A 24,537-nucleotide genomic window follows, 5' to 3' on the forward strand; every position below is an offset into this window, starting at 1 on the left:
CAACGTTCGAATCATCTTGGCCCGCTCGCGCAAAAGACAAGATGTAAACACATTTCATCGAATGTAAACAGACCCTAACAGGTACTTACATGTCCAAGAAAGCACTTTCCATTCTGATTGCATCCGCGGGTCTCCTCGCCGCTGCTTCATCGGCCCACGCTGCTGACGGCACGATCACGATCACCGGCGAGATCACGGCCCAGACCTGCACGATCTCGGGCGACGGCGGCGGCAAGGATTTCACGGTCACGCTGCCCAACGTGTCGACCTCGGCACTGTCCGTCGCGGGCTCGACGGCTGGCCGCAAGCCGTTCCGCATCGCACTGTCGAACTGTTCGCCGAACTCGGGCAATGCATCGGTGTACTTCGAGCCGGGTACGACGGTCAACGCGCAGACGGGCCAGCTGTTCAACGCCACGGGTAGTGCCAAGAACGTCGAAGTCGGCCTGCTGAACAAGGATGGCTCGAACATCAAGCTCGGCGCAGCCCAGGCGCAGCAGAACTCGCAATCCGTGGCGATCTCGGCTGGCGCGGCGACCCTCGACTACTACGCGCAATACGTCGCGACCGGCGGTGCCTCCACCGCGGGCACGGTCGGCACGTCGGTCATGTACTCGGTCTCGTATCAGTAAAACCCGGTATCACGATCACCGGCCCGCGTCCGCACAGTAATGGCGGCGCGCGGGCCGCGCCCGGCCGACGGGTATGTCTTTTTTCATCGAAAAGGAGAACTAAACGATGCGGATGCCAATGAACTGGCGCTCGACCATGGGTGCGGCAATGCTGGCCGCGTCGCTGTCCGGTGCGGGCATAGCGGAAGCAAGCGTGGTAATCGGCGGCACCCGCGTGGTGTATCCGGAGAAGGAACGCGAGGTCACGGTGAAGTTGACCAACGAGGGCACGCGGCCGTCGCTCGTCCAGGCATGGATCGATGACGGCAACGTCAATGCGCTGCCCGACGAATCGAAGGTGCCGTTCACGCTGACACCGCCGTTGTTCCGTCTCGACCCGAAGAAAGGGCAGAGCCTTCGGCTGATCTATACGAATGAACCGCTCGCGCAGGACAAGGAAACGCTCTACTGGCTGAATGTGCTCGACGTCCCTCCGCAGGCGGCCGATGATCCCGATACGCCGAACCTGCTGCAGCTCGCGTTCCGTTCGCGCATCAAGCTGTTCTTCCGCCCCACCTCGTTGGAAGGCGTCGCCGACGAATCCGCCGCCAAGGTGACGTGGAACTTCGCACCCAAGGCCGGCGGAGGCTACGCACTGGAAGCGAAGAATCCGACGCCCTACCACGTCACGTTCACGCGGATGACCGTCAAATCCGGCGGCACGACCTGGAAGAACGAAACGGGCGGCATGGTCAAGCCCGGCGGCACCGAACAGTTCAACGTCGGCAACGTGGCGTCGCAGCCCGCCGGACCGATCGAGGTCGACTACACGTTCCTCGACGACTACGGCGCCGGCATCGATGGCACCTCCGCGCCAAAAGCGGCGCACTGACGCCCAACGCCTTACCCGACTCCATCCCGTGCTCTGCAGTCGGTGCGGTTATCGCACCGATAAAGGCACACCGTCGCTCGCGCTATGACGATGCGGCATTGATACGTTGAATTCATGCGAGCGAATCATCAAATTCGGCCGTCGGTGGCCGCCACTCATTTCAAGCTCAGGCCGAGTTGCCTGTTCGTCATGGCCGCACTTGGCGGCTGGGCAGTCGATGCGGCCGCCGTGGATACACCTGCCGCATCGGCGGACCATTTCGAGATCGCCCAGGTTCACTTCAACGACACGTTGATGATGAAACCGCGCGGGCAGCGGCTCGATCTCGACCGCTTCGCGAAAGGCAACCCGGTCACACCGGGCGACTATACGGTCGATTTCTACGTTAACGGGCAATGGAACGGCCGCTCGTCGGTGCGTTTCGCCGCCGATGGCGAAACGGACAACGCCAAGCCATGTTTCGACCGCACGCTGGTAGCGCGGCTCGGGCTCGACGACCAGGCGCTCACCGATGCGGGGCGCGCCGAACTGGTACGCGTGCAGGCTGGCGAGTGTACCGACGTCGAGAAGCTGGTTGCCGATGCGAAATATGAATTCGACATGGGCGATCTGCGCCTGAACGTCAGCATTCCGCAGGCCGCGTTGCTGCGCAATCCGCGCGGCTATGTCAGTCCGGCACTGTGGGACGGCGGCGTGCCGAGCGCGACGATCAAGTACAACGCGAACGTCTTCCGCAGTTCGTCTTCGGGCTATGAGAGCACGCAGGGATTCCTGGGGCTGAACGCGGGCGTCAACATCGCGAACTGGCATTTCCGGCACAACGGCACCTATACCGCGCAATCTCAAGGCGACAGCCGCTACCAGAGCCTCAACACTTACGTACAGCGCGATCTGCCCGCCTGGCGCAGCCAGTTGAAGATCGGCGAGACCTACACCGACGGCTCGCTGTTCGACAGCGTCGGCCTGCGCGGCGCCACGCTGGAGACGGACGACCGCATGCTGCCCGATTCGATGCGCGGCTATGCACCGGTGGTGCGTGGCGTCGCGTCGAGCAACGCGCACGTCGCGGTGTCGCAAAACGGCGCCGTGCTCTACGAAACGAACGTCGCGCCGGGCCCGTTCCAGATCGACGACCTGTATCCGACGGGCTATGGCGGCAACCTGCTCGTCACCGTGACCGAGGCCGACGGCCGGAAGCACAGCTTCACCGTGCCCTACGCGGCGGTCGCGCAATCGTTGCGTCCCGGCATCGCGCGCTACGCTTTCGCGGTGGGTCAGTTGCGCGACTCGGGACTGAATAGCCACCCGAATTTCGCACAGGCCACGTATCAGCGCGGCATCAACAACGTGTTGACCGGCTATGTCGGCGCGATCGCCGCGGAGAACTACCTGGCCGGGCTGGTCGGCGCGGCATTCAACACGCCCATCGGTGCGGTCGCCGTCGATGTCACGCAGGCGAGCGCACGCATCCCGGGCGTGTCGGCGACGAGCGGCCAGAGCGTACGTTTGAGCTACAGCAAGTCCGTCGAGTCGACCGGCACGAACATCGCAGTCGCCGCGTATCGCTACTCGTCGCGTGGCTACTGGACCATGCGCGATGCGATGACCGCCCGCGAACGCGCGGCAGCCGGCATGGATCCGAACGATGCGTACCGGCAGCGCAACCAGATTCAGCTGACGCTGAACCAGACGCTCGGCGAAGGCCGCGGCAGCCTGTTCGCGGTGGGCTCGACGGCCAGCTACTGGAATCGCCAGGGCACGACGACGCAGTTCCAGCTCGGTTACAACAACAACCTCCGGTTCAAAGGACTGAACCTCAGCTACAACCTGTCGGTTTCGCGACAGCGCGACGGCTACACGGGCAGCCTGAACAACCAGGTATACGCGAACATCACGCTCCCGCTCGGCCGACAAGCGTATGCACCGACGCTGAGCGCGAGCGTCACGCACCAGAACCAGGGCGGCATGCTCGGCCAGATGTCGCTGAGCGGTACCGCCGGGAAATCCAACGCGTTCTCGTACAACGTGAACGCGACCTCCAGCGGCGGCGCAACCTCCGGCGGCGGCAACGCACAGTATCGCAGCCCGTACGCAACCTTCTCGGGCAGCGCGAGCGGCGGCAGCGGCTATTCGAGCGTCTCCGCGGGCATCTCGGGCGCATTCGTCGGGCATGCGGGCGGCGTCACGCTCGCCAACGATCTCGGCGACACCGTCGCCATCGTCGAGGCGAAAGATGCCGTCGGCGCACGCATCACGAACGGCACGGACGTGCGGATCGACAGGCGCGGCTATGCAGTGCTTCCGTATCTGACGCCGTACCAGATGAACACCGTCGAACTCGATCCGAAGGGCATCCCGCTGGATGTCGAGATGCTGTCGACGAGCCAGCAGATCGCGCCGCGAGCGAATTCAGTCGTCAAACTCAAGTTCGAGACTGTGTCCGGCCGCGCAGCGCTGTTGACGATGCGTCAACCGAATGGTGCGCCGGTTCCGTTCGGGAGCACCGTGGTTGATTCCTCCGACAAGGTCGTCGGGGCAACCGGACAGGGCGGGCAGCTATTCACGCGTGGTCTCCCGGAGACGGGCGTATTGACGGCGAAATGGGGCAAACGTTCGACAGAATCCTGTTCCTTTTCCTATCGACTGCCCGTCCAGACCGGTACGCGTGATATTTACACCCGTCTCGAATCGACTTGCGATTACGGTCCGCCGCTGAACACGAAGCCATCCGGCACGGCTACAGCACTTTCGGATGCACACACGGAAGCGACCATCACTGGCAGCGATAGCAGATCAGGAAAAGACTGACCGGCAAATGCCGCACGAAAATCCGATCCATCGCCCCTTTAAATAAGAATTCCATCAGATATGAAAATACTCTTAAGGTCAATTTTCATCCCTCTCGTTACATGGGCAGGGCTATTTTTCACTGGAAGCGCCGCTGCCGCTGATCTTTCATACTGCCCGGATCCTGACGGCCTGTTGGCCAAACATGTGCTCCTCAAGTACCCAGACCTCATCGTTCCGCCGAACGCACCGAATGGAGTGGTTCTTGGAACGTCATTAACCGAGCTGGAATATATCTGCCCTGCCAATACCGAGGGCAGCGGCGGGTTTAGATTCATGATCAAAACGACGTCGCCAGACCCGAATTTTTTCAAGGACACCCCATTCCCGGGAGTCATCGCGTACACCACCCCGCTGACTGATTTCCATGGCGCGATCGGGTTTCGAATCACCAACGCAGAAACGGGGCAAGTAATGACCAACATGCGTGGGAAATATGTTCCATGGGGACCATCAACGCCCTCACAGCCCACCCGCGGCACGGTAAAAATCAAGGCCGAGATCGTAAAACTCAATGATTTGATATACAAATACATAGGGAAATGGGTCAACTATCAAATGAATTATGTTTCCCTTTCAACCATAAACAATGGGAGCACGGGATACCCGGAAACACCGGCGAACGGCGTGTTTACATGGACCATGGATAACAAACCCATGGGCAAGGTATTGGCCATGCAACAAAGCTGTACGGTCACCACGCCCAACGTACCGGTGCCACTGCCGTCGATTGCCGCATCCAAACTGCCTACGGTAGGCGCCACCGCTGGCGATACGGGATTCAACATCGGCTTGTCGTGCAAGACGGGATCGGGTGTCTATGTCACGTTGACCGACCTGACCGATACAGGCAACACGGGTAACCAACTGACCTTGACGCCAGACTCGACGGCAAAGGGCGTGAAGTTGCAAATCCTCAAGGATGGCCAACCGGTCAGCTACGGCCCCGACTCCGGCGCGATCGGCAACCCGAATCAATGGTATGTCGGGCCGTCGGCGTCGACGAACCACATCCCATTGAGTGCGCAGTACATCGCGACCGACCGCGTTTCCGCCGGAAAGGTCAAGGGTGTCGCGACATTCACGATGAGCTATCAGTAAGCATCACTGAATAGCAAGGTAATTCGGTGGCGCACCGATCGCCCGATAGTGCGAGCGACCCGGTGCCCATTGGCGGTCATCGTCGAATCGATGACCAGAGCAGCCTTCCGCTTCGCAGTCCTGCTGGATTGAATCGGAAGGTATTTTCGGACGAAATCGAATGTCGTGCGTATGTCCGCTCACGCGGCCGGGCGATCTGACGACGGAGTCCATTTTCCAACTAGTACTAGAGGAATCGATATGAAGTTCGCATACACCAGCATCGCAGCACTCGTCGTCGCAGCAGCAGCAACCCTGCCGGCCGTATCGCACGCCGCCGACGGCACGATCACCATCAACGGCAACATCGGTACGCAGACCTGCACGATCGACGGCAACGGCACCGGCGGCAAGGACTTCACGGTCGCGCTGCCGAAGGTGTCGACGTCGGCGCTCGCCGCCGGCGGCGCGACGGCTGGCCGCACGCCGTTCAAGATCGGCCTGAAGAACTGCTCGCCGGCCACCGGCAACGTCTACACGCACTTCGAGCCGGGCACGACGGTCAACTCGACCACTGGCCAGCTGCTCAACGCATCGGGCACCGCGAAGAACGTCGAAATCGGCCTGCTCAACGGCGATACGACCAACATCGGTGTCGGCAAGGCCGATGAAAATTCGCTGGCCGTCGCGCTGAAGGACGGCGCTGCGGAGCTGCCGTACTACGCCCAGTATGTCGCGACGGGCGGCGCCGCGAGCCAGGGCACGGTGAACACGTCGGTGATGTACTCGATCATGTATCAGTAAAGCCCGAGCGCCGGCGCGCGTCCTGCGCGCCGGCTCGGTACCGGGGCGCGGGGGCGCGCGCCCCTTCCCCGACATCCACGGCGGACCAACGCGCGATCGATCCGCGTGCCGACGGAATTGTCGTTCGAGCGTTCGTCACTGCACCTCGCCTCTATCAGGATTCCCTCACCACCCCGGCCCGAAACGCTCACGCCGAGTGACACGCAATTGGCCAGCGCAGTTTCAGGCCCGATACCCCCCCGAAAGCCCGCATCATTCAAACAGTCGGCACCGAAGCGCCTTCGCGCCTCACATGTCCTCCGTGCCGCTCGTCAGTCCCTTCCGAAAATTCGAACTCGTCCAATATCCAAACCTGCTCAACAAAACTACTTTTCACCTGTTCGAGTTAATAAAGGTGATCTAGTGAACCGCAGTTATTTCCTCTCGTCCCGTGCGCGGGTCCGCCTGTGCGTCGCTCATTCGGCTCTGCTCGCCGGCGCGGCGATCTCCCCCCCGTCAACCGCACAAGTCACGGGCAGCGGCCCTCAGCGAGCCGACGGCATCGAACTCGAAGTCGCGCCCGGTGAATATTCGACGCACCAGTCGGGCGATGCCGTGCTTTCCGCGATCAACGGCGGCATCCTGACGACCAACAGCCGGACCCGCGTTTTTTCGACCGGCAACGCCGCGGCGGGTGTCGCCGCATGGGGCAGCCAGTCGCGCGTCGCCCTCCGCGATACCGAAATCCGGACCCGCGGCGGCTCCAGCGCCGGCATTGACCTTCGTAACGGTGGTAACGCATCCGCGGAGCGCGTGTCCATCGATACCGACGGCGACTATTCGCATGGTGCATTCGTCGACGGCGCCAACGCGCGCCTCACGCTGTCCGACAGCGTGATCGTGACGCGCGGCCAGGAAGCGCATGGCATCATGGCGATCCTGGCGCCGGGCGGCACCATCGACGTGGCCGACACGCTGGTCCGTACCAGCGGCCTGTTCGGCGTCGGCCTGTCCATCAGTTACGGCGGCGTCCGGGCGACACTGACCCGCACCGATATCCGTACGGATGGCGACTATGCGACGGTGCTGTACATGCCGAGCGCTTCCACGGTCGCATTCAGCGACTCGCACCTTGAAACCGCCGGCGACTACGCGCTCGGCGTGGACACGCGCGAGGGCAGCGTCGAACTCGCGCGCACGCGCGTCATCACGCACGGCACCAGCGCGCACGGGCTTTATGCATCGAAGGAGTACACCGATACGCCTGTCGTCAATGCAGCCGATACGTTCGTGACCACCACCGGCGCTCGCGCGATCGGCGTGATCGCGCGCCTCGGCGGCAAGATCTCGATGACGCGCGGCGACATCACCACGAGCGGCGAACGCGCGCGCGGCGTGATGTCGGCCGGCGCGGACTCCGTCGCGTCGCTCGTCGATACGAGCGTCGAAACCCAGGGCAAGGAAGCCGTCGCGCTTTATTCGGGCGCCGGCGGCACGATCGACCTGGTGCGGACCAGCGCGCGCGCGACCGGCGACGGCGCCCATGCAGCGGCCGTCTACGGCGGCACGCTGACGATCGACGACGGCTCGCTGGTCAGCGAACGCCACGGCGCGATCGATGCCTCGGACGCGACCATCGCGCTGAAGAACGGCACGCGCGCCATCGGCGGCAACGGCACGCTGCTGTCCGTCCATGCGGAGTCAGGCGCACCGGTGCGCCTGACGCTCGACGCCGGCTCCCGTGCCGACGGCGACATCGTCAACCAGCCGACCGACGACGGCAGCCCGACGGATGCCGTGACGGACGTCGCGCTCGCCAATGCGTCCGCGTGGACCGGCGCGACCGACGTGGTCCGCGCGCTGTCGCTCGACACGAGCAGCCGCTGGACCGTCACCGCGGATTCGACGGTCGGCTCCGTCGCGCTGAACGATTCGACGATCGCGTTCGCCGCGCCGGCGGCCCGCGGGACGCCGACGCCGCGCACACTCGTCGTGACCGGCGACTATGCGGCCCGCAACGGCCAGCTGGTCCTCCATACGACGCTGCAGGACGACGCTTCGCCCACCGACCGCCTCGTGATCGACGGCGGCCACGCATCGGGCGACACCGGCATCGTCGTCAAGCGCGCCGGGGGGGATGGCGCGCCAACGACGGTCGGCATTCCGATCGTCGAAACCCGCAATGGCGGCACGACCGACGCGTCGGCCTTCACGCTCGATGCAGGATCGGACGGCTACCGGAGCGGCTTCGGCACCTTGTCTGCCGGCGGCTACGACTACATGCTCAAGCGCGGCGGCCAGGGCGGCCGGGAGGACGACTGGTATCTCGTCTCCGCGGCAAAACCTGTCCCGCCGGAACCGCCGCAACCGCCGCAACCGCCGGAGCCACCGCCGCCGCCCGGCCCCGTCGCCCCCGACCCGCCGATCGAGCCGGAGATCACGCGTCCGCCGCGCACTGCGGCACCGGAGCCCGATGCGTACCTGGCGAACGCCGATGCAGCGTCGACGATGGCAATCCACACACTGCATCAGCGCGACGATCGCTCGCTTCGCACCCAAGCAGCCGGCCCGCTCGACGGCGCGGTCTGGCTGCGCGCCGAGGGCCAGATGACGTCGATGTCGGGCGGCAACCGCAGCGTGTCGGGCAACGGCCGCCTGATTCACGCGGGCGCCGACCTGCTCCGCTTCGACGATGGTCGCGGCGGCAGCGTGCGTATCGGCGCGATGGGCATGTACGGCAGCCAGACGAACTGGTCGACGCGCCCGCTGTGGAACGCGATCGAGCACCGGGTGATGAACGCAACCGCACGCGGCAGCGTCTCCGGTTACAACGTCGGGCTCTACAGCACGTGGTACGGCAACCGCGACATCCTGAGCGGCCCCTATGTCGACGCATGGTTCATGTACGGTGCCTATGCGAACAGCGTCGGCGGCAGCCTCGCGGCGGATTCGTACCGATCACGCACCGTCACGGGCTCGCTGGAAACCGGCTATTCGTTCGGGTTCTATGAACGCGGCGACACACGATTCTTCGTCGAGCCCGAAGCGCAGGTCGTCGTATCCGACTATCGCGCGGACGCACACGGCACGGCCGGCGGCCGCGTTGACGGCCAGGGCTCCACCGACGTGCTCACCCGCCTGGGCGTACGTGTGCACGGCATCACCGCGATGCCGCATGGACGCGAACTTCGGCCGTTCATCGAGGCAAACTGGTGGCACGGCCCCGGCTCGCACTCGCTGACGCTCGATCGCAATGCGTTCTCGTTCAGCGTGCCGCGCGACCGGGCTGCCGTCCGGATCGGCGCGACCGGGCAGTTGAGCCGGCAATTCTCGATATCGGCGAGCATCGGCGTGGAAGGCAATCTGTCCGACTACTCGGTGGTAAAGGGACAGTTCTCGGCGAAATACCGCTGGTGAAGTCGTCGGCGGCCGGCGGAGCGTGAAATCCGCGCCCTGCGGAATTCCGCTATACTCCTCCGACTGCCGCCTCCTTGGCGGCAGGTCGGAAGCGCGCCGATTTGCTGACTCGATTGCGGGCGCGCGAACCGGCCGGGGCCTTGATGCGTCGATGCGTCGTTCCCCGGCGGTTCACTACAAATGCGGCTAAAGAGGTCGTCAGCCGCGCACCTTCGCCTCCGCGCATCGCCGACACCATTTAGCCGCCCAGTCATAAGGCGGAACGAATGGAATCGATCGGCATCGTCGCTCCACAGACCATGCACTTCGCCGAACCGCTGCGCTTGCAAAGCGGCAGCGTGATCGGCAACTATCAGCTCGTCGTCGAGACGTACGGCGAGCTCAACGCCGCGCGCTCGAACGCGGTGCTGGTCTGCCATGCGCTCAACGCGTCGCACCACGTCGCCGGCATCTACGCGGACGATCCGCGCAGCACCGGCTGGTGGGACAACATGGTCGGCCCGGGCAAGCCGCTCGACACCAACCGCTTCTTCGTGATCGGCGTGAACAACCTCGGTTCGTGCTTCGGCTCGACCGGCCCGATGAGCATCGACCCGTCGACCGGCAAGCCGTACGGCGCGCGCTTCCCGGTCGTCACGGTCGAGGACTGGGTGCACGCACAGGCGCGCGTCGCGGATGCGTTCGGCATCGACCGCTTCGCGGCCGTGATGGGCGGCAGCCTCGGCGGGATGCAGGCGCTCGCATGGAGCCTGATGTATCCGGAGCGCGTCGCGCACTGCATCGACATCGCGTCCACGCCGAAGCTGTCCGCGCAGAACATCGCGTTCAACGAGGTCGCGCGCTCGGCGATCCTGTCCGATCCCGACTTTCACGGCGGCGACTATTACGCGCACAACGTCAAACCGAAGCGCGGCCTGCGCGTCGCGCGGATGATCGGTCACATCACGTACCTGTCCGACGATGACATGGCCGAGAAATTCGGCCGCGCGCTGCGCCGCGCCGACGGCGCGCTCGACGCATACAACTTCAGCTTCGACGTCGAGTTCGAGGTCGAGTCGTACCTGCGCTACCAGGGCGACAAGTTCGCCGACTACTTCGACGCGAACACGTACCTGCTGATCACGCGCGCGCTCGACTACTTCGACCCGGCCAAGGCATTCGAAGGCAACCTGACGGCCGCGCTCGCACACACGCAGGCGAAATACCTGATCGCGAGCTTCTCGACCGACTGGCGCTTCGCGCCGGCGCGTTCGCGCGAGATCGTGAAGGCGCTGCTCGACAACAAGCGCACGGTCAGCTACGCGGAGATCGACGCGCCGCACGGCCACGACGCGTTCCTGCTCGACGACGCGCGCTATCACAACCTGCTCCGCGCGTATTACGAACGAATCGCCAACGAGGTGGGCGTATGAACCAGCAAGCGCTGAACTCCCTGTCCGCGCGCGCGGACTTCCGCACGATCGCGCGCTGGGTCGAGCCGCGTTCGACGGTGCTCGACCTCGGCTGCGGCGACGGCTCGCTGCTCGCGCTGCTGATGGAAGAACTGGACGTGACCGGCTACGGGATCGAGCTGAACGACGCGGGCGTGCTCGCGAGCGCGAAGAACGGCATCAACGTGATCCAGCAGAACCTGGAAGACGGCCTGCGCCTGTTCGAGGACCACAGCTTCGACATCGCGATCCTGTCGCAGACTCTGCAGACGATTCACCAGACGGCCGCGATCCTGCGCGAAACCGCGCGGGTCGGACGCGAATGCATCGTGTCGTTCCCGAATTTCGGCTACTGGCCGCACCGGCTGTCGGTGCTGAACGGCCGGATGCCGGTGTCGAAGTCGCTGCCGTACCAGTGGCACAACACGCCGAACGTCCGGGTGCTGACGATCGAGGATTTCGAGGCGCTCGCGCCCGAAGTCGGCGTCACGATCCTCGACCGCGTCGTGCTGCACGAAGGCCAGCCGATTCGATGGGGAGCGAACTGGCGTGGTAGTCTTGCTGTCTATCGCGTCAAGCGCAGCTGAGCCGGAGGGCTGTTGACCGAAGATCCGGCCCGCACGCGCGTGCGGCCGCCCCTTCTGCGCCGTCCGCACCGCCTGCGCTGCCGCCGCAATCAGTCAACGCTACCCAGTTCCAGTCCATGTCCAAAACGCCACACGAGGCGCCCGCGCTCACCGCTCACGAGGATCACCCCGGCTGGCGAGCCTATCTGAACACGCACATGCTGATTTGCGTGTTCCTCGGCTTCACGTCGGGTCTACCCCTGTTCACGCTCGTCTACCTCGTGCAGGCATGGCTGCGCTCCGAGGGCGTGAACCTGAAGGAAATCGGCCTGTTCGCGCTGATCCAGTTCCCGTATACGTGGAAGTTCCTGTGGGCGCCACTGATGGACCGCTACATCCCGCGCCTGCCCGGCTGGCGGCCGGGCCGCCGGCGCGGCTGGCTGCTGCTCACGCAGGTGCTGGTCGCAGGCGCGATCGCCGCGCTCGGTTTCGTGTCGCCGCGCGACTCGATCTGGACGGTCGCCGCGCTCACGACGCTCGTCGCGTTCTTCGGCGCGAGCGCCGACATCGTGATCGACGCGTACCGCCGCGAATTGCTGCGCGACACCGAGCAGGGTCTCGGCAATGCGGTGCACGTGAACGCATACAAGCTCGCCGCGCTGATCCCCGGCTCGCTGGCGCTGATCCTGTCCGACCACATGCCGTGGGATGCCGTGTTCGCGCTCACCGGCGCGTTCATGCTGCCGGGCATCCTGATGACGCTCGTCGTGCGCGAGCCCGAAGTCGTCGGCGCGCCGCCGCGCAACCTGCGCGACGCGATCGTGCTGCCGTTCCGTGAATTCATCCAGCGCGACGGCTGGGCCGGTGCGCTGCTCGTCATCGCGTTCATCTTCCTGTTCAAGATCGGCGACACGATGGCGACCACGCTGTCGACGTCGTTCTTCCTCGACATCGGTTTCACGCGCACCGAAATCGGCATCGTCGCGAAAACCACCGCGCTCGTCGCGAGCGTCGCCGGCGGCATCATCGGCGGCGTCTGGCTCGTGAAGATCGGGATCGGCCGCGGGCTATGGATCTTCGGCGCGCTGCAGATGGTATCGACGCTCGGCTTCGCGTGGCTCGCTCAACTCGGCCCCGGGTCGCCCGTGCTTGCCATGCTGTACGACTTCACGGTATCGACGAGCCACGCGATCGCGTCGGCGCTGTCGGTGTTCGGCATCGCCGTCACGCCGCAGTTCAGCCCGATGACGGTCGCGCTCGCGATCGTCTACGGCGTCGAAACCTTCACGACCGGCCTGACGATGGCCGCGTTCGTCGCGTATATCGCGAGCACGACCGACCCGCGCTACACGGCCACCCAGTTCGCGCTGTTCACGAGCCTCGCGTCCGTGCCGCGCACGCTCGCATCAGCCGCGAGCGGCTTCATCGTCGCGAAGATCGGCTGGTTCGACTACTTCATCGTGTGCACCGCGCTCGCGATCCCCGGCATGCTGCTGCTGTTCAAGATCGCGCCGTGGAACGGCACCGCGCGCAACGGCGAGGCCAGCCGTGCACAATGACCGACTGCATCGCGCGGCACGTGTCGCCGCCGCGCTGAGCGTCGGCATCGCGACGCTCGGCGCGGCGGGAAGCGCTCACGCGTCCGACACCAGTGCGATCACGGCCGGCTCCGCACCCGCCACCGCGCCGGCTGCGCCGTCCACGCCGGCGCCCCCCGCTCCGCCGTCTGCAGCCGAAGCCGCGCAGCCGACCGGCGCGGCCGTGCCCGCGAAAGCCTATACGCCGACGCCGCAGCAGGTTCGCTACGGCAACGCGATCGCGTTCCGCACGCTGATCCCGTCGCCGCTGCTCGAACAGCTGACCGCGAGCGAATACGCGCAGATCGTGCAGGCAGCCGCCGACAGCGACCGCCTGCTGCCCGCGAACCAGCCGCGCGTAAAACGCCTGCGCGCGATCGTCATGAAGCTCGCGCCGTATTCGGTGAAATGGAACGATCGCGTGAAGAACTGGGCGTGGGACGTCAACGCGATCCGCTCGCGCGACATCCGCGTCACCTGCCTGCCGGGCGGCAAGGTGCTCGTGTACGGCGGGCTGCTCGACCGCGTCCGCCTGAACGACGACGAGTTCGGCGTGCTGCTCGCGCACGGCATCGCGCATGCGCTGCGCGAACACGCGCGCAGCAATTTCAGCGAGACGTCGCAAACCTCGCTGCGCGCGGCCACGCTACCGCCGCTGTTCGGCGTCGGCGATCCGCTGCCGCAGGCGCTGAACCTCGGCGCGCGCCTGCAGACGCTGCGCTACGACCCGACCGACGAAACCGAAGCCGACGTGATCGGCGGCGACATCGCCGCCCGCGCGGGCTTCGATCCGCGCGCGGCGATCACGCTGTGGGACAAGCTCGCGGCGGCGACGCGCGCGAACAGGACGTCGGGCTTCATCTACATGCACCCGTACAGCGCGACGCGGCGGCAGGATCTGCTGAACCGCCTGCCGGACCTGATGCCGCTGTATGCGAAGGCAATCGGCAAACGGGTCGATACGCTGTCCGACTACGCCGGCATCAGCGCACAACGGCGCAAGATCGTGCGGCGCTGAGCGCCGCAGCCGGCGGTGGTCCTCTTCGGGCATCGCCGGCACGTGACGCCGGGCGCTATGCACCGACTTCCGATTCGGCCGGCCGGCTGCCGCTTTCGCGCATCCAGCGCACGTCGTCTCCCGGGCTACGGCCGAACAGCCGCTTGAACTCGCGGCTGAACTGCGACGCGCTCGCATAGCCGACCCGCGCGGCGGCAGTCCCCGCCCCGACGCCGTCCTGCACCATCATCAACCGCGCCTGGTGCAGGCGCGCGGCCTTCACATACTGCATCGGCGACGTCGCCGTCACGTGCTTGAACTGCGCGTGGAACACCGCGAGGCTCATCCCGGCTTCGCGCGCGAGCGTCTCGACGTCGAGATCGGCCTTCAGGTCCGCATGGATGCGCCGCAGCGCCTTCGCGATGCGGCCGAAATGATGTTGCTGGGCGAGCGCCGCCCGAATCGCGTCGCCCTGTGCGCCCGTCAGCACGCGGTACGCGATCTCGCGCATGATCGCCGGCCCGAGCACGCACGTGTCGTGCGGCGACGCGAGCGCTTCGAGCAGCCGCACCACCGCGTCGGCGAGCGGCGCATCGAGCGGCGTCGAATAGACACCGTGCGGCTCGCTGACCGCCGCGCCGAGCGTCTCGTCGAGCAGGATCGCGAGCTCGGCGATCACCGCGAGATCGACGCGGATCGAGATCGCGAGAAACGGCTCGTCCATGCTCGCGAAGGTCTCGCATTCGAACGGCAGCGGCACCGACAGCACGAGATACTGCTGCGCGTCGTAGACGAACGAGCGGTCGCCGAGATAGCCGAGCTTGCGGCCCTGGCACACGACGATGATGCTCGGTTCGTACAGCACCGGCATGCGCGGCACGGGACGGCTCACCCGGATGAAGCGCACGCCGTCGAGCGCCGCCAGCGTATCGCCCTCGTTCGGCGCGAGGCGCGAATGCAGCTCGATCATGCGGCGCCGCACACGGTCGCCCGAGTCGTCGAAAAGGGGCTGGAAGCTCATCGGCGTCGTCCTGTCCGGCAAGAGAATCAGGCTCGCAATGTAGCACCTTGAAAGCATTTTGACGGCCGTTCGCGTGCAATTCGAGAGGAATAGGCAAATCTTCGAGACCTTCGTGTATTTCGCCGAAGCGGCCGGCTCCTTACGATGGGCACCTGTCTCGCCGCGTCGCCACATGATGCGGCGGCAGTCTGATTCGCCGGACGTTTTTCCCGGACAAGGAGCCCCCTGCATGAGCACAACTTACGCTTACGCGGCGACCGATGCGCGCTCGCCGCTCGCCCCGTTCGAATTCCAGCGCCGCGCGCTGCGCGACCTCGACGTCCAGATCGAGGTGCTCTACTGCGGCGTCTGCCACTCGGACCTGCATCAGGCCCGCAACGAATGGCGCAACACGATCTACCCGGTCGTGCCGGGCCATGAAATCGTCGGCCGCGTGACCGCGACCGGCCCGCAAGTGACGCGCTTCAAGGTCGGCGAGCTGGTCGGCGTCGGCTGTCTCGTCGATTCGTGCCGCACCTGCCCGAGCTGCGCGGAAGGCCTCGAGCAGTATTGCGAGAACGGCTTCGTCGGCACCTACAACGGCCAGGACCGCGTGACCGGCGACGTCACGTACGGCGGCTATTCGACGCAACTCGTCGTCGACGAGGCGTTCGTGCTGCGCGTGCCGGAGACGCTGGACCCGGCCGGTGCCGCGCCGCTGCTGTGCGCGGGGATCACGACCTACTCGCCGCTGCGCCAGTGGAACGTCGGGCCCGGCAAGAAGGTCGGGATCGTCGGCCTCGGCGGCCTCGGCCACATGGGCGTGAAGCTCGCGCGCGCGATGGGCGCGCACGTCGTGCTGTTCACGACGTCGCCGTCGAAGATCGAGGACGGCAAGCGGCTTGGCGCCCACGAAGTGGTGATCTCGAAAGACGAAGCGCAGATGAACGCGCACCTGAACAGCTTCGACTTCATCCTGAACACGGTCGCCGCGCAGCACGACCTGAACCCGTTCCTGCACTTGCTGAAGCGCGACGGCACGATGTCGCTCGTCGGTGCGCCGGAGCACGACCATCCGTCGCCGCAGGTGTTCAACCTGATCTTCAAGCGCCGCCGCCTCGCGGGCTCGCTGATCGGCGGGATCGCGGAAACGCAGGAAATGCTCGATTTCTGCGCGGAGCACGGGATCACGTCGGATATCGAGACGATTCCGATGCAGCAGATCAACGCCGCCTACGAGCGGATGCTGAAGAGCGACGTGAAGTATCGGTTCGTGGTGGACATGGCGTCGCTCAAGCGGTAAGCCTGAAGGCGTGCTTGCGTGGCCTTGCACCGACCCGCGAGCACGCCGAACTGATATCGCGGGATGACACCTCGATAGTGCCCGCGATTTCGATGGGTAAGTCAGTCACTATCCTGAAGCGAGAATTGAAACGGATTTTCGGGCGTGGCGAATCTGAGCCGGAGCGAACCGTGGGTTCGAGCAAAGCGCCGCCCATCGAACGTGTAGTACTCGACCAGCAATCCGGTCCGCACCGCATTCGCATCGTCGAGCAGATAGCTGTTCTTAGGGAACGCAAGTTTCCCATCGTTCGTTACCACAACGGCCCGACAGGACGAAAGCAGTCCAGGCAATTGCAGAAACGTTGGCTTACGCGCCAAGGGATTCACCATCAGGAATACTTGCCGGTATCGGCTGGCCGCCTCACCCGATGCACTGCCGTTACCCTCCACGCAGATCAGCGGCGGGTGGGCACTGGTTCGCTCGGCGGCGAACACAACGGCCGAGTCCGGGAAAATGTCGGACGCGTACTCACCGGGGAATGCTTTCGCACGCCCAAACCGATACGTTCTGCCATTGACCACGATGCGGTTTTGCCAGAGTTCGAGCGCGAGTGCCTTTCGCCCCAATTCGGCGTGCAACGCCGCGAACTCACCTCGCTTTCCGGGGTATGCATAGAGTACGTGAGCACCAGATCTGGTCGGGTCAACTTCCCGTTCGACCGGCGCGCGAAATACGGAGCTTGGTCGTGCTGCGTAGAATGCATCGTAGCCGTCATACGACGCAGCCGTGGCATCGTGCGCCAAGAGGGCCACTGCTACTGCCAAGATCGTTACGATGGTCATCGATGCGCCTTGGCTCCCGTTGCCCCAAGATAATCGGGATTATATTTCCAGAAAATCGTACTTCCATGGGCTGCGGTCGAAACCCATACCGAGTCATAGCGGCCTCGTTCAGCGCCGTCAACTGCCTTTCCGGTCTTCTTGTTCACCACCCTCCATCGTTTGACGAACAATCCCGGATTCTCCTGCACATCGAAAATGTTGTGCGAAGGCGCCCCCCACTTAAATGTGTTTTTGACCTTAGGGTGTGATGCATACGCCGTCATGAAGTCACGGCCGTCCCACCAAAACGCACCATTCGACGGGTCCGGACCTTCATTTGCCAGGGCTTTGCGTGCCCACTCGACAGCCAATTTCATCCCGGGGTCAGCATCGAGCTTGTCGTCCGGGGCTGACATCAGCTTGTTGAATCGCTGATTGGCACCATTCCAGGCATAGGCATAGTTTCGATCGGCTGCACGCAGTTGAGATACGCTCTTCCCGCCCCATGCCCGACATCTGTTTGCGACAGCAAAGGCGATGCCTCCGATTTCGTTCGAATCATTTGCAACGGACGCTTCACCGTATGCGATCGCAGCAAGCAGACGCAAGTCTTCGCTAATTTCTTCACTCATCGCACCGCCCCGGCACGCCAAGCTACGACGGTGAGATCAGGGTGCGCTTTCATTGAGAACGACTGCGTTCTACCGTGTGCAAGAGGCGCATTATCGACAAGCGTACGTCCGTTGCTCCGCACCTTGTAGTTCATTCCTTCAACAGGTTTTCCAGAGACTGCATCGACAATCTCGAAAAAGTGCTCGAGATCCTCCTCCGAGTCTGCGGATAGTATGACTACATTCTGAGCCACCGCATTCGCAACAGACGATCCTTCATTGCTATAGGTTGTCAGAAATATTCCTGGATTGAGGCCAACGAGGACTCGATTCGTTTTGCATGGGCAGAGCACCAGGTCACCGTCAACAACAACATTCCGCCCCTTTTCCGACATCCCTTTGCCGGTTCCGAATATTTTGAATGTCCCGTCACAGTTGCCGCACGTCGCTTCGTCCCCACTCAGCGCGACATGCTTTCCATCGTCGTAAATCGTGGACGAATAGGCGAAGACGACTCCGCCCGTCGTTGTAGGGTCATCGTGCCGAATCGCCGCCTTACGCATGGCGCCCTCCCGTACGAGCTGCATCAGCCATGGTCGGCGAATACGTCGAATCAAACAGTCCAGGAATCTCCTCACCGTCACGAACGGTAATGCCAAACGCGTCCTGCGCGGCCGTCACGATACGATCGCCATTACTCAAATGCGATCCGACGAGTGCAACCGGTCTGTCTTCCCACATAGCGGCAAGACCGGCTCCGTCTACGATAGTGGCCTCTGTACCGTCCTCGTATGCAACGATATCGCCAACTACTGCAAGCCCCAGATCGTCGACCGTAGCATTGGTGGACACCCGTGTAACCTTTCCACCGCGTTCGGTTCGCGCGCCGATCGTTGCGAAAAGATGCGTCGTTTCGTTGATAGCTTGCTTCGACATGCCGAGTTCTCCTGTGTGAACGGATCATCGCGGCCTGCGAATGGCCGTGACGAATGCTTCGCGTGTTCGGAAAGCACGCGCATATTCGTCGAGCAGTCTCCACAATTCGAGGGGGCGTGAATATGGGATGAGTTCGAAAATGTGAGCGCTACGCGAATGAATCACGGCGGCACAGAAGTGGTGTCTGCCATACGCTGGAGGCGAATAGACTCCGGACCACACGTATGATCGCCGCGCCCCAAACGAAACGGGCCGCATGCTTGGCATGCGGCCCGTTTGCATCCGGAGTGCCGGCTACGCGCGATGCGCAGCCCCGCACATCACTTCTTGTAGTCGTAATCCACCGTCAGCGGCGCGTGATCGCTGAACTTGATGTCCTTGAAGATCGACGTGCTCTTCGCGGTGCCGGCCACGCCCGGCGTCGCGATCTGGTAATCGATCCGCCACCCGACGTTCTTCGCGTACGCCTGGCCGCGGTTGCTCCACCACGTGTACTGCTCGGGACGCGGGTCGAGCGTGCGGAATACGTCGACATAACCGACATCGTCGAACAGCTGCGTGAGCCACGCGCGCTCTTCCGGCAGGCAACCCGAGTTCTTCTGGTTGCTCTTCCAGTTCTTGATGTCGATTTCCTTGTGCACGATGTTCACGTCGCCGCACAGGATCACCTCGCGCTTCTTCTTCAGCGCGGCGAGGTGCGGCATGAACTCGTCCATGAAGCGGTACTTCGCCTGCTGGCGCTCTTCGCCGCTCGAGCCGGACGGCACGTACACCGACACGACCGACAGCTTGCCGTAGCGCGCCTCGACGTAGCGCCCCTCGGAATCGAATTCGCTGCTGCCGAAGCCGATGATCACGTCATCGGGCTCGTGGCGGCTATACACGCCCGCGCCGCTGTAGCCCTTCTTCTCGGCGTGGTGGAAGTAGCTCCTGAAGCCGTGCGGCTCGACGAATTCGGCCGGCAGGTCGTCGGCCGATACCTTGATTTCCTGCACGCACACGCAATCGGCATTCTGTTCGCCGAGCCATTCGAAGAAGCCCTTCTTCGCGGCGGAGCGGATGCCGTTCAGGTTGGCGGTAATCACTCGCATCATGTCGGGTTCCGTTGTTCAGTTCAGTTCGATGTTTTTGCAGGATCGCAGCCTAGCGGATCTTCACGCCTTCGAGCTCCGGCTTCGGCGGCGGGAATTCGAGCTTCATGTCGGTCATCGTGCGCAGCAGCAGTTCGGCGATCATCACGTTGCGGTGCGTCTTCGAGTTCGCCGGAATCACGTACCACGGCGCATGCTCGGCCGACGTCGCGGCGAGCGCATCGCGGTACGCCGACTGGTACGCGTCCCAGTGCTTGCGCGCGTCGAGATCGGAGATGTCGAACTTCCAGTGCTTGGTCGGATCGTCGATGCGCGCCTGCAGCCGCGCGCGCTGCTCGTCCTTCGAGATGTGCAGGAAGCACTTGACGATCGTCGTGCCGTTCTCGAACAGCATCGTCTCGAAATCGCGAATCTGGCGGTAGCGGCTCTCGCACTCCTTGCTGTCGATCGCGTCGAGCACGCGCGGCACGAGCACGTCTTCGTAGTGGCTGCGGTTGAAGATCGCGAGCTCGCCCGCGGCCGGCACCTGCGCATGCACGCGCCACAGGAAGTCGTGCGCGGCCTCGATCGGCGTCGGCGCCTTGAACGGCACGACGCGCAGGCCGAGCGGATCGACCTCGCGGAACACCGCGCGCACGGTGCCGTCCTTGCCGCTGGTGTCCATCCCCTGCAGCACGAGCAGCACGCGCTTCTTCTGCTGCGTGTGCAGGCGCTCCTGCTGTACGTCGAGCTCGGTCGACACGGCCGACAGCCGTTCGCGGTCGGCATCCTTCGACCCCGACGAGAACGGCTTCGCGGCCGGATCGAACGCGTCGAGCTTGAATGCGGCAGCTTCCTTCTCGCGCGTGCTGTACGGCACGCGGAAATCGTCGAGCGACGGTTGTTTCGCCATTCGTTCCTCCGTTGGACGGTGCGATGCACACGCGCACACGATAACGCATGCACCAAAGCGACGGGCCGCCCCGAACGAATCCGGCGGCGGCCCGTCGTCAGGCGCGGTTCAGGCGCGCGGCCATGTTCAGCCGAGTTTCTTCTTCAGCAGTTCGTTGACCTGCTGAGGATTCGCCTTGCCCTTGGTCGCCTTCATCGCCTGGCCGATCAGCGCATTGAACGCCTTTTCCTTGCCCGCGCGGAATTCCTCGACCGACTTCGCGTTCGCCGCGAGCACCTCGTCGATGATCGCTTCCAGCGCACCGGTGTCGGAGATCTGCTTCAGGCCCTTCGCGTCGATGATGCGGTCGGCCGCGGCATCGTCGGTCGCCTTCTCGTCCCAGATCGTCGCGAAGATTTCCTTCGCGATCTTGTTCGAGATCGTGCCGTCGGCGATGCGCTGCAGCACCAGCGCGAGCTGTGCGGCCGAGACCGGAATCGCGTCGATCTCGATGTCGTCGCGATTGAGCTGCGACGACACGTCGCCCATCAGCCAGTTCGCGGCGATCTTCGCGTTCGCCGCGCCGGCCTTCGCGACCACGGCCTCGAAGTACGCGGCCATCGCCTTGCTCGACGTCAGCACGCCCGCGTCGTACGCGGACACGCCGTATTGCTCGACGAAGCGCTGCTGCATCGCGGCCGGCAGTTCGGGCATCCCGGCCTGCACGCGCTCGACCCAGTCCTGGCCGATCACGAGCGGCATCAGGTCGGGGTCGGGGAAATAGCGGTAGTCGTGCGCGTCTTCCTTGCTGCGCATCGAACGCGTCTCGCGCTTGTCCGGATCGTAGAGGCGCGTTTCCTGCACAACTTCGCCGCCGTCCTCGATCAGCTCGATCTGGCGACGCACTTCGTAATTGATCGCTTCCTCGAGGAACCGGAACGAGTTCAGGTTCTTGATCTCGGCGCGCGTGCCGAACTTCTCCTGGCCGACCGGGCGCACCGACACGTTCGCGTCGCAGCGGAACGAGCCTTCCTGCATGTTGCCGTCGCAGATGCCGAGCCACACGACGAGCGCATGCAGCGCCTTCGCATACGCCACGGCCTCGGCCGCGCTGCGCATTTCCGGCTCGGTGACGATCTCGAGCAGCGGCGTGCCCGCGCGGTTCAGGTCGATCCCGGTCATCCCGGCGAAGTCTTCATGCAGCGACTTGCCCGCATCTTCCTCGAGGTGCGCGCGGGTCAGGTTGACCGTCTTCTCGTACGCTTGCTTGCCGGCCTTTTCGTTGGCGGGCACCTGGATCGTGATCTGGCCGCCCTGCACGACCGGAATCTCGTACTGGCTGATCTGATAGCCCTTCGGCAGATCGGGGTAGAAATAATTCTTGCGCGCGAAGATGCTGCGCGGCGCGATGGTCGAGCCGATCGCGAGGCCAAAGCGGATCGCCCGCTCGACCGCGCCGCGGTTCAGCACCGGCAGCACACCCGGCAGCGCCAGGTCGACCGGGCAGGCCTGCGTGTTCGGCTCCGCGCCGAACTGCGTCGAGGCGCCGGAGAAAATCTTCGAGACGGTCGACAGTTGCGCGTGCGTCTCGAGACCGATGACGACTTCCCATTGAGTCATGCTTACACCCCCGCCGGAACTTGCTTGTGCCAGTCGGTCGCGCGCTGGAACGCGTCGGCGACCTGCAGCATCCGGGCTTCGTTGAAATAGTTGCCGATGATCTGCAGACCGACCGGGCGCTTCGCGTTCGCGCCGTCGCCGAAACCGCACGGCACGCTCATGCCCGGCAGGCCGGCGAGGCTCACCGACAGCGTGTAGATATCCGCGAGATACATCTGCACCGGATCGTCGCCCTTCGCGCCGAGATCCCATGCGACCGTCGGCGACGCCGGGCCCATGATCACGTCGCAGGACTTGAACGCCTCCTGGAAATCCTGCGCGATGATGCGGCGGATCTTCTGCGCCTGCAGGTAGTACGCGTCGTAGTAGCCGTGCGACAGCACGTAGGTGCCGACCAGAATCCGGCGCTTCACCTCGGGGCCGAAGCCTTCGGCGCGCGACTTCTTGTACATGTCGAGCAGGTCGCCGTACTGCGCGGCGCGGTGGCCGAAGCGCACGCCGTCGAAACGCGACAGGTTCGACGAGGCCTCGGCCGGTGCGATCACGTAGTACACGGGGATCGACAGTTCCGTCTTCGGCAGCGACACCGGCACGAGCGTCGCGCCGAGCGCTTCATATTGCTTGAGTGCGGCGTCGATCGACGCGCGCACGTCGTCGGCGAGGCCGTCGCCGAAATACTCGTTCGGCAGGCCGATGCGCAGCCCCGCGAGCGGCTTGCCGGCGTCGTTGCCGGCCGCCCACGGCTGGCCGAGGTGGCGAGTGAAATCCTCGTCGTCACGCTCGAGGCTCGTCGAGTCGCGCTCGTCGAAGCCGGCCATCGCGTTCAGCAGCAGCGCGCAGTCGGACGCGCTCTGCGCCATCGGGCCGCCCTGGTCGAGCGACGACGCGAACGCGATCATCCCGTAGCGCGACACGCGGCCGTAGGTCGGCTTGATGCCCGTCACGCCCGCGAACGACGCGGGCTGGCGGATCGAGCCGCCGGTGTCGGTGCCGGTCGCGGCCGGCGCGAGGCGCGCGGCGACGGCCGCCGAGCTGCCGCCCGAGCTGCCGCCCGGCACAGCATTGGTGTCCCACGGGTTCTTCACCGCGCCGAACGCGGAGTTCTCGTTCGACGAGCCCATCGCGAACTCGTCCATGTTGGTCTTGCCGAGCGTGACCATGCCGGCCGCCTGCAGGCGGGCGACGACGGTCGCGTCGAACGGGCTCTCGTAGTTCGCGAGCATCTTCGAGCCGGCGGTCGAGCGCCAGCCGCGCGTGACGAACACGTCCTTGTGCGCGATCGGCAGGCCGGTCAGCGCGCCGCCCGCGCCGCGCGCGAGTTCGGCGTCGGCGGCCTTCGCCTGCGCGAGGGTGAGGTCGGCGTCGACTTGGACGAACGCGTTCAGGTCGCGTGCCGCGTCGATCCGTTTCAGGTAGAGCTGCGCGAGCTCGACGGCCGAGCATTCCTTGGCGGCGAGCGCAGCGCGCAGTTCGGTCAGGCTTTTTGCGTGCATTGAGTGGTTTTCCTGGGAATTCTGGGTGGCGCGCGGCGCAAGCCGGCCGGCGCACTTCTCATCGAATGCTTACTCGATCACCTTCGGCACGAGATAGAGGCCGTCCTGGACGGCCGGCGCCGGACGCTGGTTGTCGTCGCGATGGACGACTTCCGTCACGGCGTCGTCGCGCAGGCGCTGCGCGACTTCCTGGATCTGTTCGATCGGGTGGGCGAGCGGTGCGATGCCGGCGGTGTCGACCGCCTGCATCTGCTCGACGAGGCCGAAGAATTCATTGAGCTGGCCGAGCGTATGCTCGGCGTCGGCGTCGGCCATTTCGAGTCGCGCCAGGTGCGCGATGCGTTTCACATCGGTCAGGGTCAGGGCCATGCGATCACCGGAAAAACAAGGCTGCGCAGCGCATCAAAAACCGCGCTGCAGCGGGGGGTTGGAGGGTGCGATCCCACCCTCAAAAATCGGGGCCGAAGCGGCAAAAATACCGTCCGTTTCGATTCAAATACCGTGAAATTATAAGGTATCATTACGCGTTCGACCCAAACCCGGCAGCCTTTTCCCGCACCGTTTCGCCCCGCTTCGGCAAGCCGTGCGTGCTTCGTGCGATCCCCGGTA

General features: G+C 64.5%; 21 protein-coding genes. 11 read left to right on the top strand and 10 right to left on the bottom strand.

Translation table 11 applies throughout. The features are described from left to right. Positions 1-89: 89 nt before the first annotated feature. From DIE23_RS22640 to DIE23_RS22690, 10 genes are all read left to right on the top strand, one after another. Positions 90-632: a fimbrial protein gene (locus DIE23_RS22640; RefSeq protein ID WP_124614186.1), complete on the top strand. Its 543-nt coding sequence runs from the start codon at positions 90-92 to the stop codon at positions 630-632. 106 nt (positions 633-738) lie between these two features. After that, on the top strand, positions 739-1,503 hold the full coding sequence (locus DIE23_RS22645) for a molecular chaperone (protein ID WP_124614187.1): 765 nt from the start codon (positions 739-741) through the stop codon (positions 1,501-1,503). A gap of 189 nt (positions 1,504-1,692) precedes the next feature. Then, on the top strand, positions 1,693-4,311 hold the full coding sequence (locus DIE23_RS22650; protein ID WP_260436144.1) for a fimbria/pilus outer membrane usher protein: 2,619 nt from the start codon (positions 1,693-1,695) through the stop codon (positions 4,309-4,311). 60 nt (positions 4,312-4,371) lie between these two features. Next, positions 4,372-5,451: a fimbrial protein gene (locus DIE23_RS22655; RefSeq protein ID WP_124614189.1), complete on the top strand. Its 1,080-nt coding sequence runs from the start codon at positions 4,372-4,374 to the stop codon at positions 5,449-5,451. Between the two features lie 240 nt (positions 5,452-5,691). Then, complete coding sequence (locus DIE23_RS22660) at positions 5,692-6,234, top strand: fimbrial protein (protein ID WP_124614190.1); 543 nt, start codon at positions 5,692-5,694, stop codon at positions 6,232-6,234. A gap of 402 nt (positions 6,235-6,636) precedes the next feature. Continuing rightward, positions 6,637-9,630: an autotransporter outer membrane beta-barrel domain-containing protein gene (locus tag DIE23_RS22665; protein WP_124614191.1), complete on the top strand. Its 2,994-nt coding sequence runs from the start codon at positions 6,637-6,639 to the stop codon at positions 9,628-9,630. Positions 9,631-9,896: 266 nt separating this feature from the next. After that, the gene (locus tag DIE23_RS22675; RefSeq protein ID WP_124614192.1) at positions 9,897-11,042 is read left to right on the top strand and encodes a homoserine O-acetyltransferase; all 1,146 of its coding nucleotides are present in this window, start codon (positions 9,897-9,899) and stop codon (positions 11,040-11,042) included. Beyond that, the gene (metW, locus tag DIE23_RS22680) at positions 11,039-11,647 is read left to right on the top strand and encodes a methionine biosynthesis protein MetW (RefSeq protein WP_006755281.1); all 609 of its coding nucleotides are present in this window, start codon (positions 11,039-11,041) and stop codon (positions 11,645-11,647) included. Before DIE23_RS22675 ends, metW begins: the two co-directional genes overlap by 4 nt. 116 nt (positions 11,648-11,763) lie before the next feature. Beyond that, complete coding sequence (locus DIE23_RS22685; protein ID WP_124614193.1) at positions 11,764-13,185, top strand: AmpG family muropeptide MFS transporter; 1,422 nt, start codon at positions 11,764-11,766, stop codon at positions 13,183-13,185. Next, entirely contained in the window at positions 13,175-14,221 is a 1,047-nt protein-coding gene (locus DIE23_RS22690) for a M48 family metallopeptidase (RefSeq protein WP_124614194.1), read from the top strand. Before DIE23_RS22685 ends, DIE23_RS22690 begins: the two co-directional genes overlap by 11 nt. A 55-nt stretch (positions 14,222-14,276) precedes the next feature. Here the strand turns inward: DIE23_RS22690 and DIE23_RS22695 are convergent, their stop codons facing one another. Then, the gene (locus DIE23_RS22695) at positions 14,277-15,221 is read right to left on the bottom strand and encodes an AraC family transcriptional regulator (RefSeq protein WP_124614195.1); all 945 of its coding nucleotides are present in this window, start codon (positions 15,219-15,221) and stop codon (positions 14,277-14,279) included. 229 nt (positions 15,222-15,450) lie between these two features. On the opposite strand from DIE23_RS22695, the gene DIE23_RS22700 reads away from it, so the two are divergent. Beyond that, entirely contained in the window at positions 15,451-16,503 is a 1,053-nt protein-coding gene (locus DIE23_RS22700) for an NAD(P)-dependent alcohol dehydrogenase (protein WP_124614196.1), read from the top strand. 101 nt (positions 16,504-16,604) lie between these two features. On the opposite strand, the gene DIE23_RS22705 is transcribed toward DIE23_RS22700, so the two are convergent. The 9 genes from DIE23_RS22705 to gatC form a co-directional block, all read right to left on the bottom strand. Then, positions 16,605-17,327: a hypothetical protein gene (locus DIE23_RS22705; RefSeq protein ID WP_124614197.1), complete on the bottom strand. Its 723-nt coding sequence runs from the start codon at positions 17,325-17,327 to the stop codon at positions 16,605-16,607. Next, a complete protein-coding gene (locus DIE23_RS22710) occupies positions 17,324-17,938 on the bottom strand; it encodes a hypothetical protein (protein ID WP_124614198.1) in 615 nt (204 codons plus the stop codon). Before DIE23_RS22710 ends, DIE23_RS22705 begins: the two co-directional genes overlap by 4 nt. Beyond that, positions 17,935-18,480 (bottom strand): PAAR domain-containing protein, encoded by a 546-nt coding sequence (locus tag DIE23_RS22715; protein ID WP_124614199.1) that lies wholly within the window; start codon positions 18,478-18,480, stop codon positions 17,935-17,937. The genes DIE23_RS22710 and DIE23_RS22715 overlap by 4 nt, the downstream gene beginning before the upstream one ends. Further along, positions 18,473-18,853: a PAAR domain-containing protein gene (locus tag DIE23_RS22720; RefSeq protein ID WP_124614200.1), complete on the bottom strand. Its 381-nt coding sequence runs from the start codon at positions 18,851-18,853 to the stop codon at positions 18,473-18,475. Before DIE23_RS22720 ends, DIE23_RS22715 begins: the two co-directional genes overlap by 8 nt. A gap of 320 nt (positions 18,854-19,173) precedes the next feature. Further along, positions 19,174-19,947: an exodeoxyribonuclease III gene (locus DIE23_RS22725; RefSeq protein WP_124614201.1), complete on the bottom strand. Its 774-nt coding sequence runs from the start codon at positions 19,945-19,947 to the stop codon at positions 19,174-19,176. 49 nt (positions 19,948-19,996) lie between these two features. Beyond that, a complete protein-coding gene (locus DIE23_RS22730; RefSeq protein WP_124614202.1) occupies positions 19,997-20,836 on the bottom strand; it encodes a polyphosphate kinase 2 family protein in 840 nt (279 codons plus the stop codon). 126 nt (positions 20,837-20,962) lie between these two features. Continuing rightward, complete coding sequence (gene gatB, locus DIE23_RS22735) at positions 20,963-22,435, bottom strand: Asp-tRNA(Asn)/Glu-tRNA(Gln) amidotransferase subunit GatB (RefSeq protein WP_124614203.1); 1,473 nt, start codon at positions 22,433-22,435, stop codon at positions 20,963-20,965. 2 nt (positions 22,436-22,437) lie between these two features. Beyond that, on the bottom strand, positions 22,438-23,928 hold the full coding sequence (gene gatA / locus DIE23_RS22740) for an Asp-tRNA(Asn)/Glu-tRNA(Gln) amidotransferase subunit GatA (RefSeq protein WP_124614204.1): 1,491 nt from the start codon (positions 23,926-23,928) through the stop codon (positions 22,438-22,440). 69 nt (positions 23,929-23,997) lie between these two features. Next, positions 23,998-24,297, bottom strand: coding sequence for an Asp-tRNA(Asn)/Glu-tRNA(Gln) amidotransferase subunit GatC (gene gatC / locus DIE23_RS22745; protein ID WP_124614205.1), 300 nt, complete (start codon positions 24,295-24,297; stop codon positions 23,998-24,000). Positions 24,298-24,537 lie beyond the last annotated feature (240 nt).

The organism is Burkholderia sp. Bp9143 (assembly GCF_003853645.1).
In the GTDB taxonomy this organism is placed as follows: Bacteria; Pseudomonadota; Gammaproteobacteria; order Burkholderiales; family Burkholderiaceae; genus Burkholderia.

Bases quoted from the DNA above. Each gene is read 5' to 3' on its own strand.
- gatA (WP_124614204.1), bottom strand. From the start codon at position 23,928: ATGCACGCAAAAAGCCTGACCGAACTGCGCGCTGCGCTCGCCGCCAAG.
- DIE23_RS22640 (WP_124614186.1), top strand. From the start codon at position 90: ATGTCCAAGAAAGCACTTTCCATTCTGATTGCATCCGCGGGTCTCCTC.
- DIE23_RS22705 (WP_124614197.1), bottom strand. From the start codon at position 17,327: ATGACCATCGTAACGATCTTGGCAGTAGCAGTGGCCCTCTTGGCGCAC.
- DIE23_RS22695 (WP_124614195.1), bottom strand. From the start codon at position 15,221: ATGAGCTTCCAGCCCCTTTTCGACGACTCGGGCGACCGTGTGCGGCGC.
- DIE23_RS22660 (WP_124614190.1), top strand. From the start codon at position 5,692: ATGAAGTTCGCATACACCAGCATCGCAGCACTCGTCGTCGCAGCAGCA.
- DIE23_RS22720 (WP_124614200.1), bottom strand. From the start codon at position 18,853: ATGTCGAAGCAAGCTATCAACGAAACGACGCATCTTTTCGCAACGATC.
- DIE23_RS22715 (WP_124614199.1), bottom strand. From the start codon at position 18,480: ATGCGTAAGGCGGCGATTCGGCACGATGACCCTACAACGACGGGCGGA.
- DIE23_RS22700 (WP_124614196.1), top strand. From the start codon at position 15,451: ATGAGCACAACTTACGCTTACGCGGCGACCGATGCGCGCTCGCCGCTC.
- DIE23_RS22645 (WP_124614187.1), top strand. From the start codon at position 739: ATGCGGATGCCAATGAACTGGCGCTCGACCATGGGTGCGGCAATGCTG.
- DIE23_RS22675 (WP_124614192.1), top strand. From the start codon at position 9,897: ATGGAATCGATCGGCATCGTCGCTCCACAGACCATGCACTTCGCCGAA.
- gatC (WP_124614205.1), bottom strand. From the start codon at position 24,297: ATGGCCCTGACCCTGACCGATGTGAAACGCATCGCGCACCTGGCGCGA.
- DIE23_RS22725 (WP_124614201.1), bottom strand. From the start codon at position 19,947: ATGATGCGAGTGATTACCGCCAACCTGAACGGCATCCGCTCCGCCGCG.
- DIE23_RS22650 (WP_260436144.1), top strand. From the start codon at position 1,693: ATGGCCGCACTTGGCGGCTGGGCAGTCGATGCGGCCGCCGTGGATACA.
- DIE23_RS22655 (WP_124614189.1), top strand. From the start codon at position 4,372: ATGAAAATACTCTTAAGGTCAATTTTCATCCCTCTCGTTACATGGGCA.
- DIE23_RS22685 (WP_124614193.1), top strand. From the start codon at position 11,764: ATGTCCAAAACGCCACACGAGGCGCCCGCGCTCACCGCTCACGAGGAT.
- metW (WP_006755281.1), top strand. From the start codon at position 11,039: ATGAACCAGCAAGCGCTGAACTCCCTGTCCGCGCGCGCGGACTTCCGC.
- DIE23_RS22730 (WP_124614202.1), bottom strand. From the start codon at position 20,836: ATGGCGAAACAACCGTCGCTCGACGATTTCCGCGTGCCGTACAGCACG.
- DIE23_RS22710 (WP_124614198.1), bottom strand. From the start codon at position 17,938: ATGAGTGAAGAAATTAGCGAAGACTTGCGTCTGCTTGCTGCGATCGCA.
- gatB (WP_124614203.1), bottom strand. From the start codon at position 22,435: ATGACTCAATGGGAAGTCGTCATCGGTCTCGAGACGCACGCGCAACTG.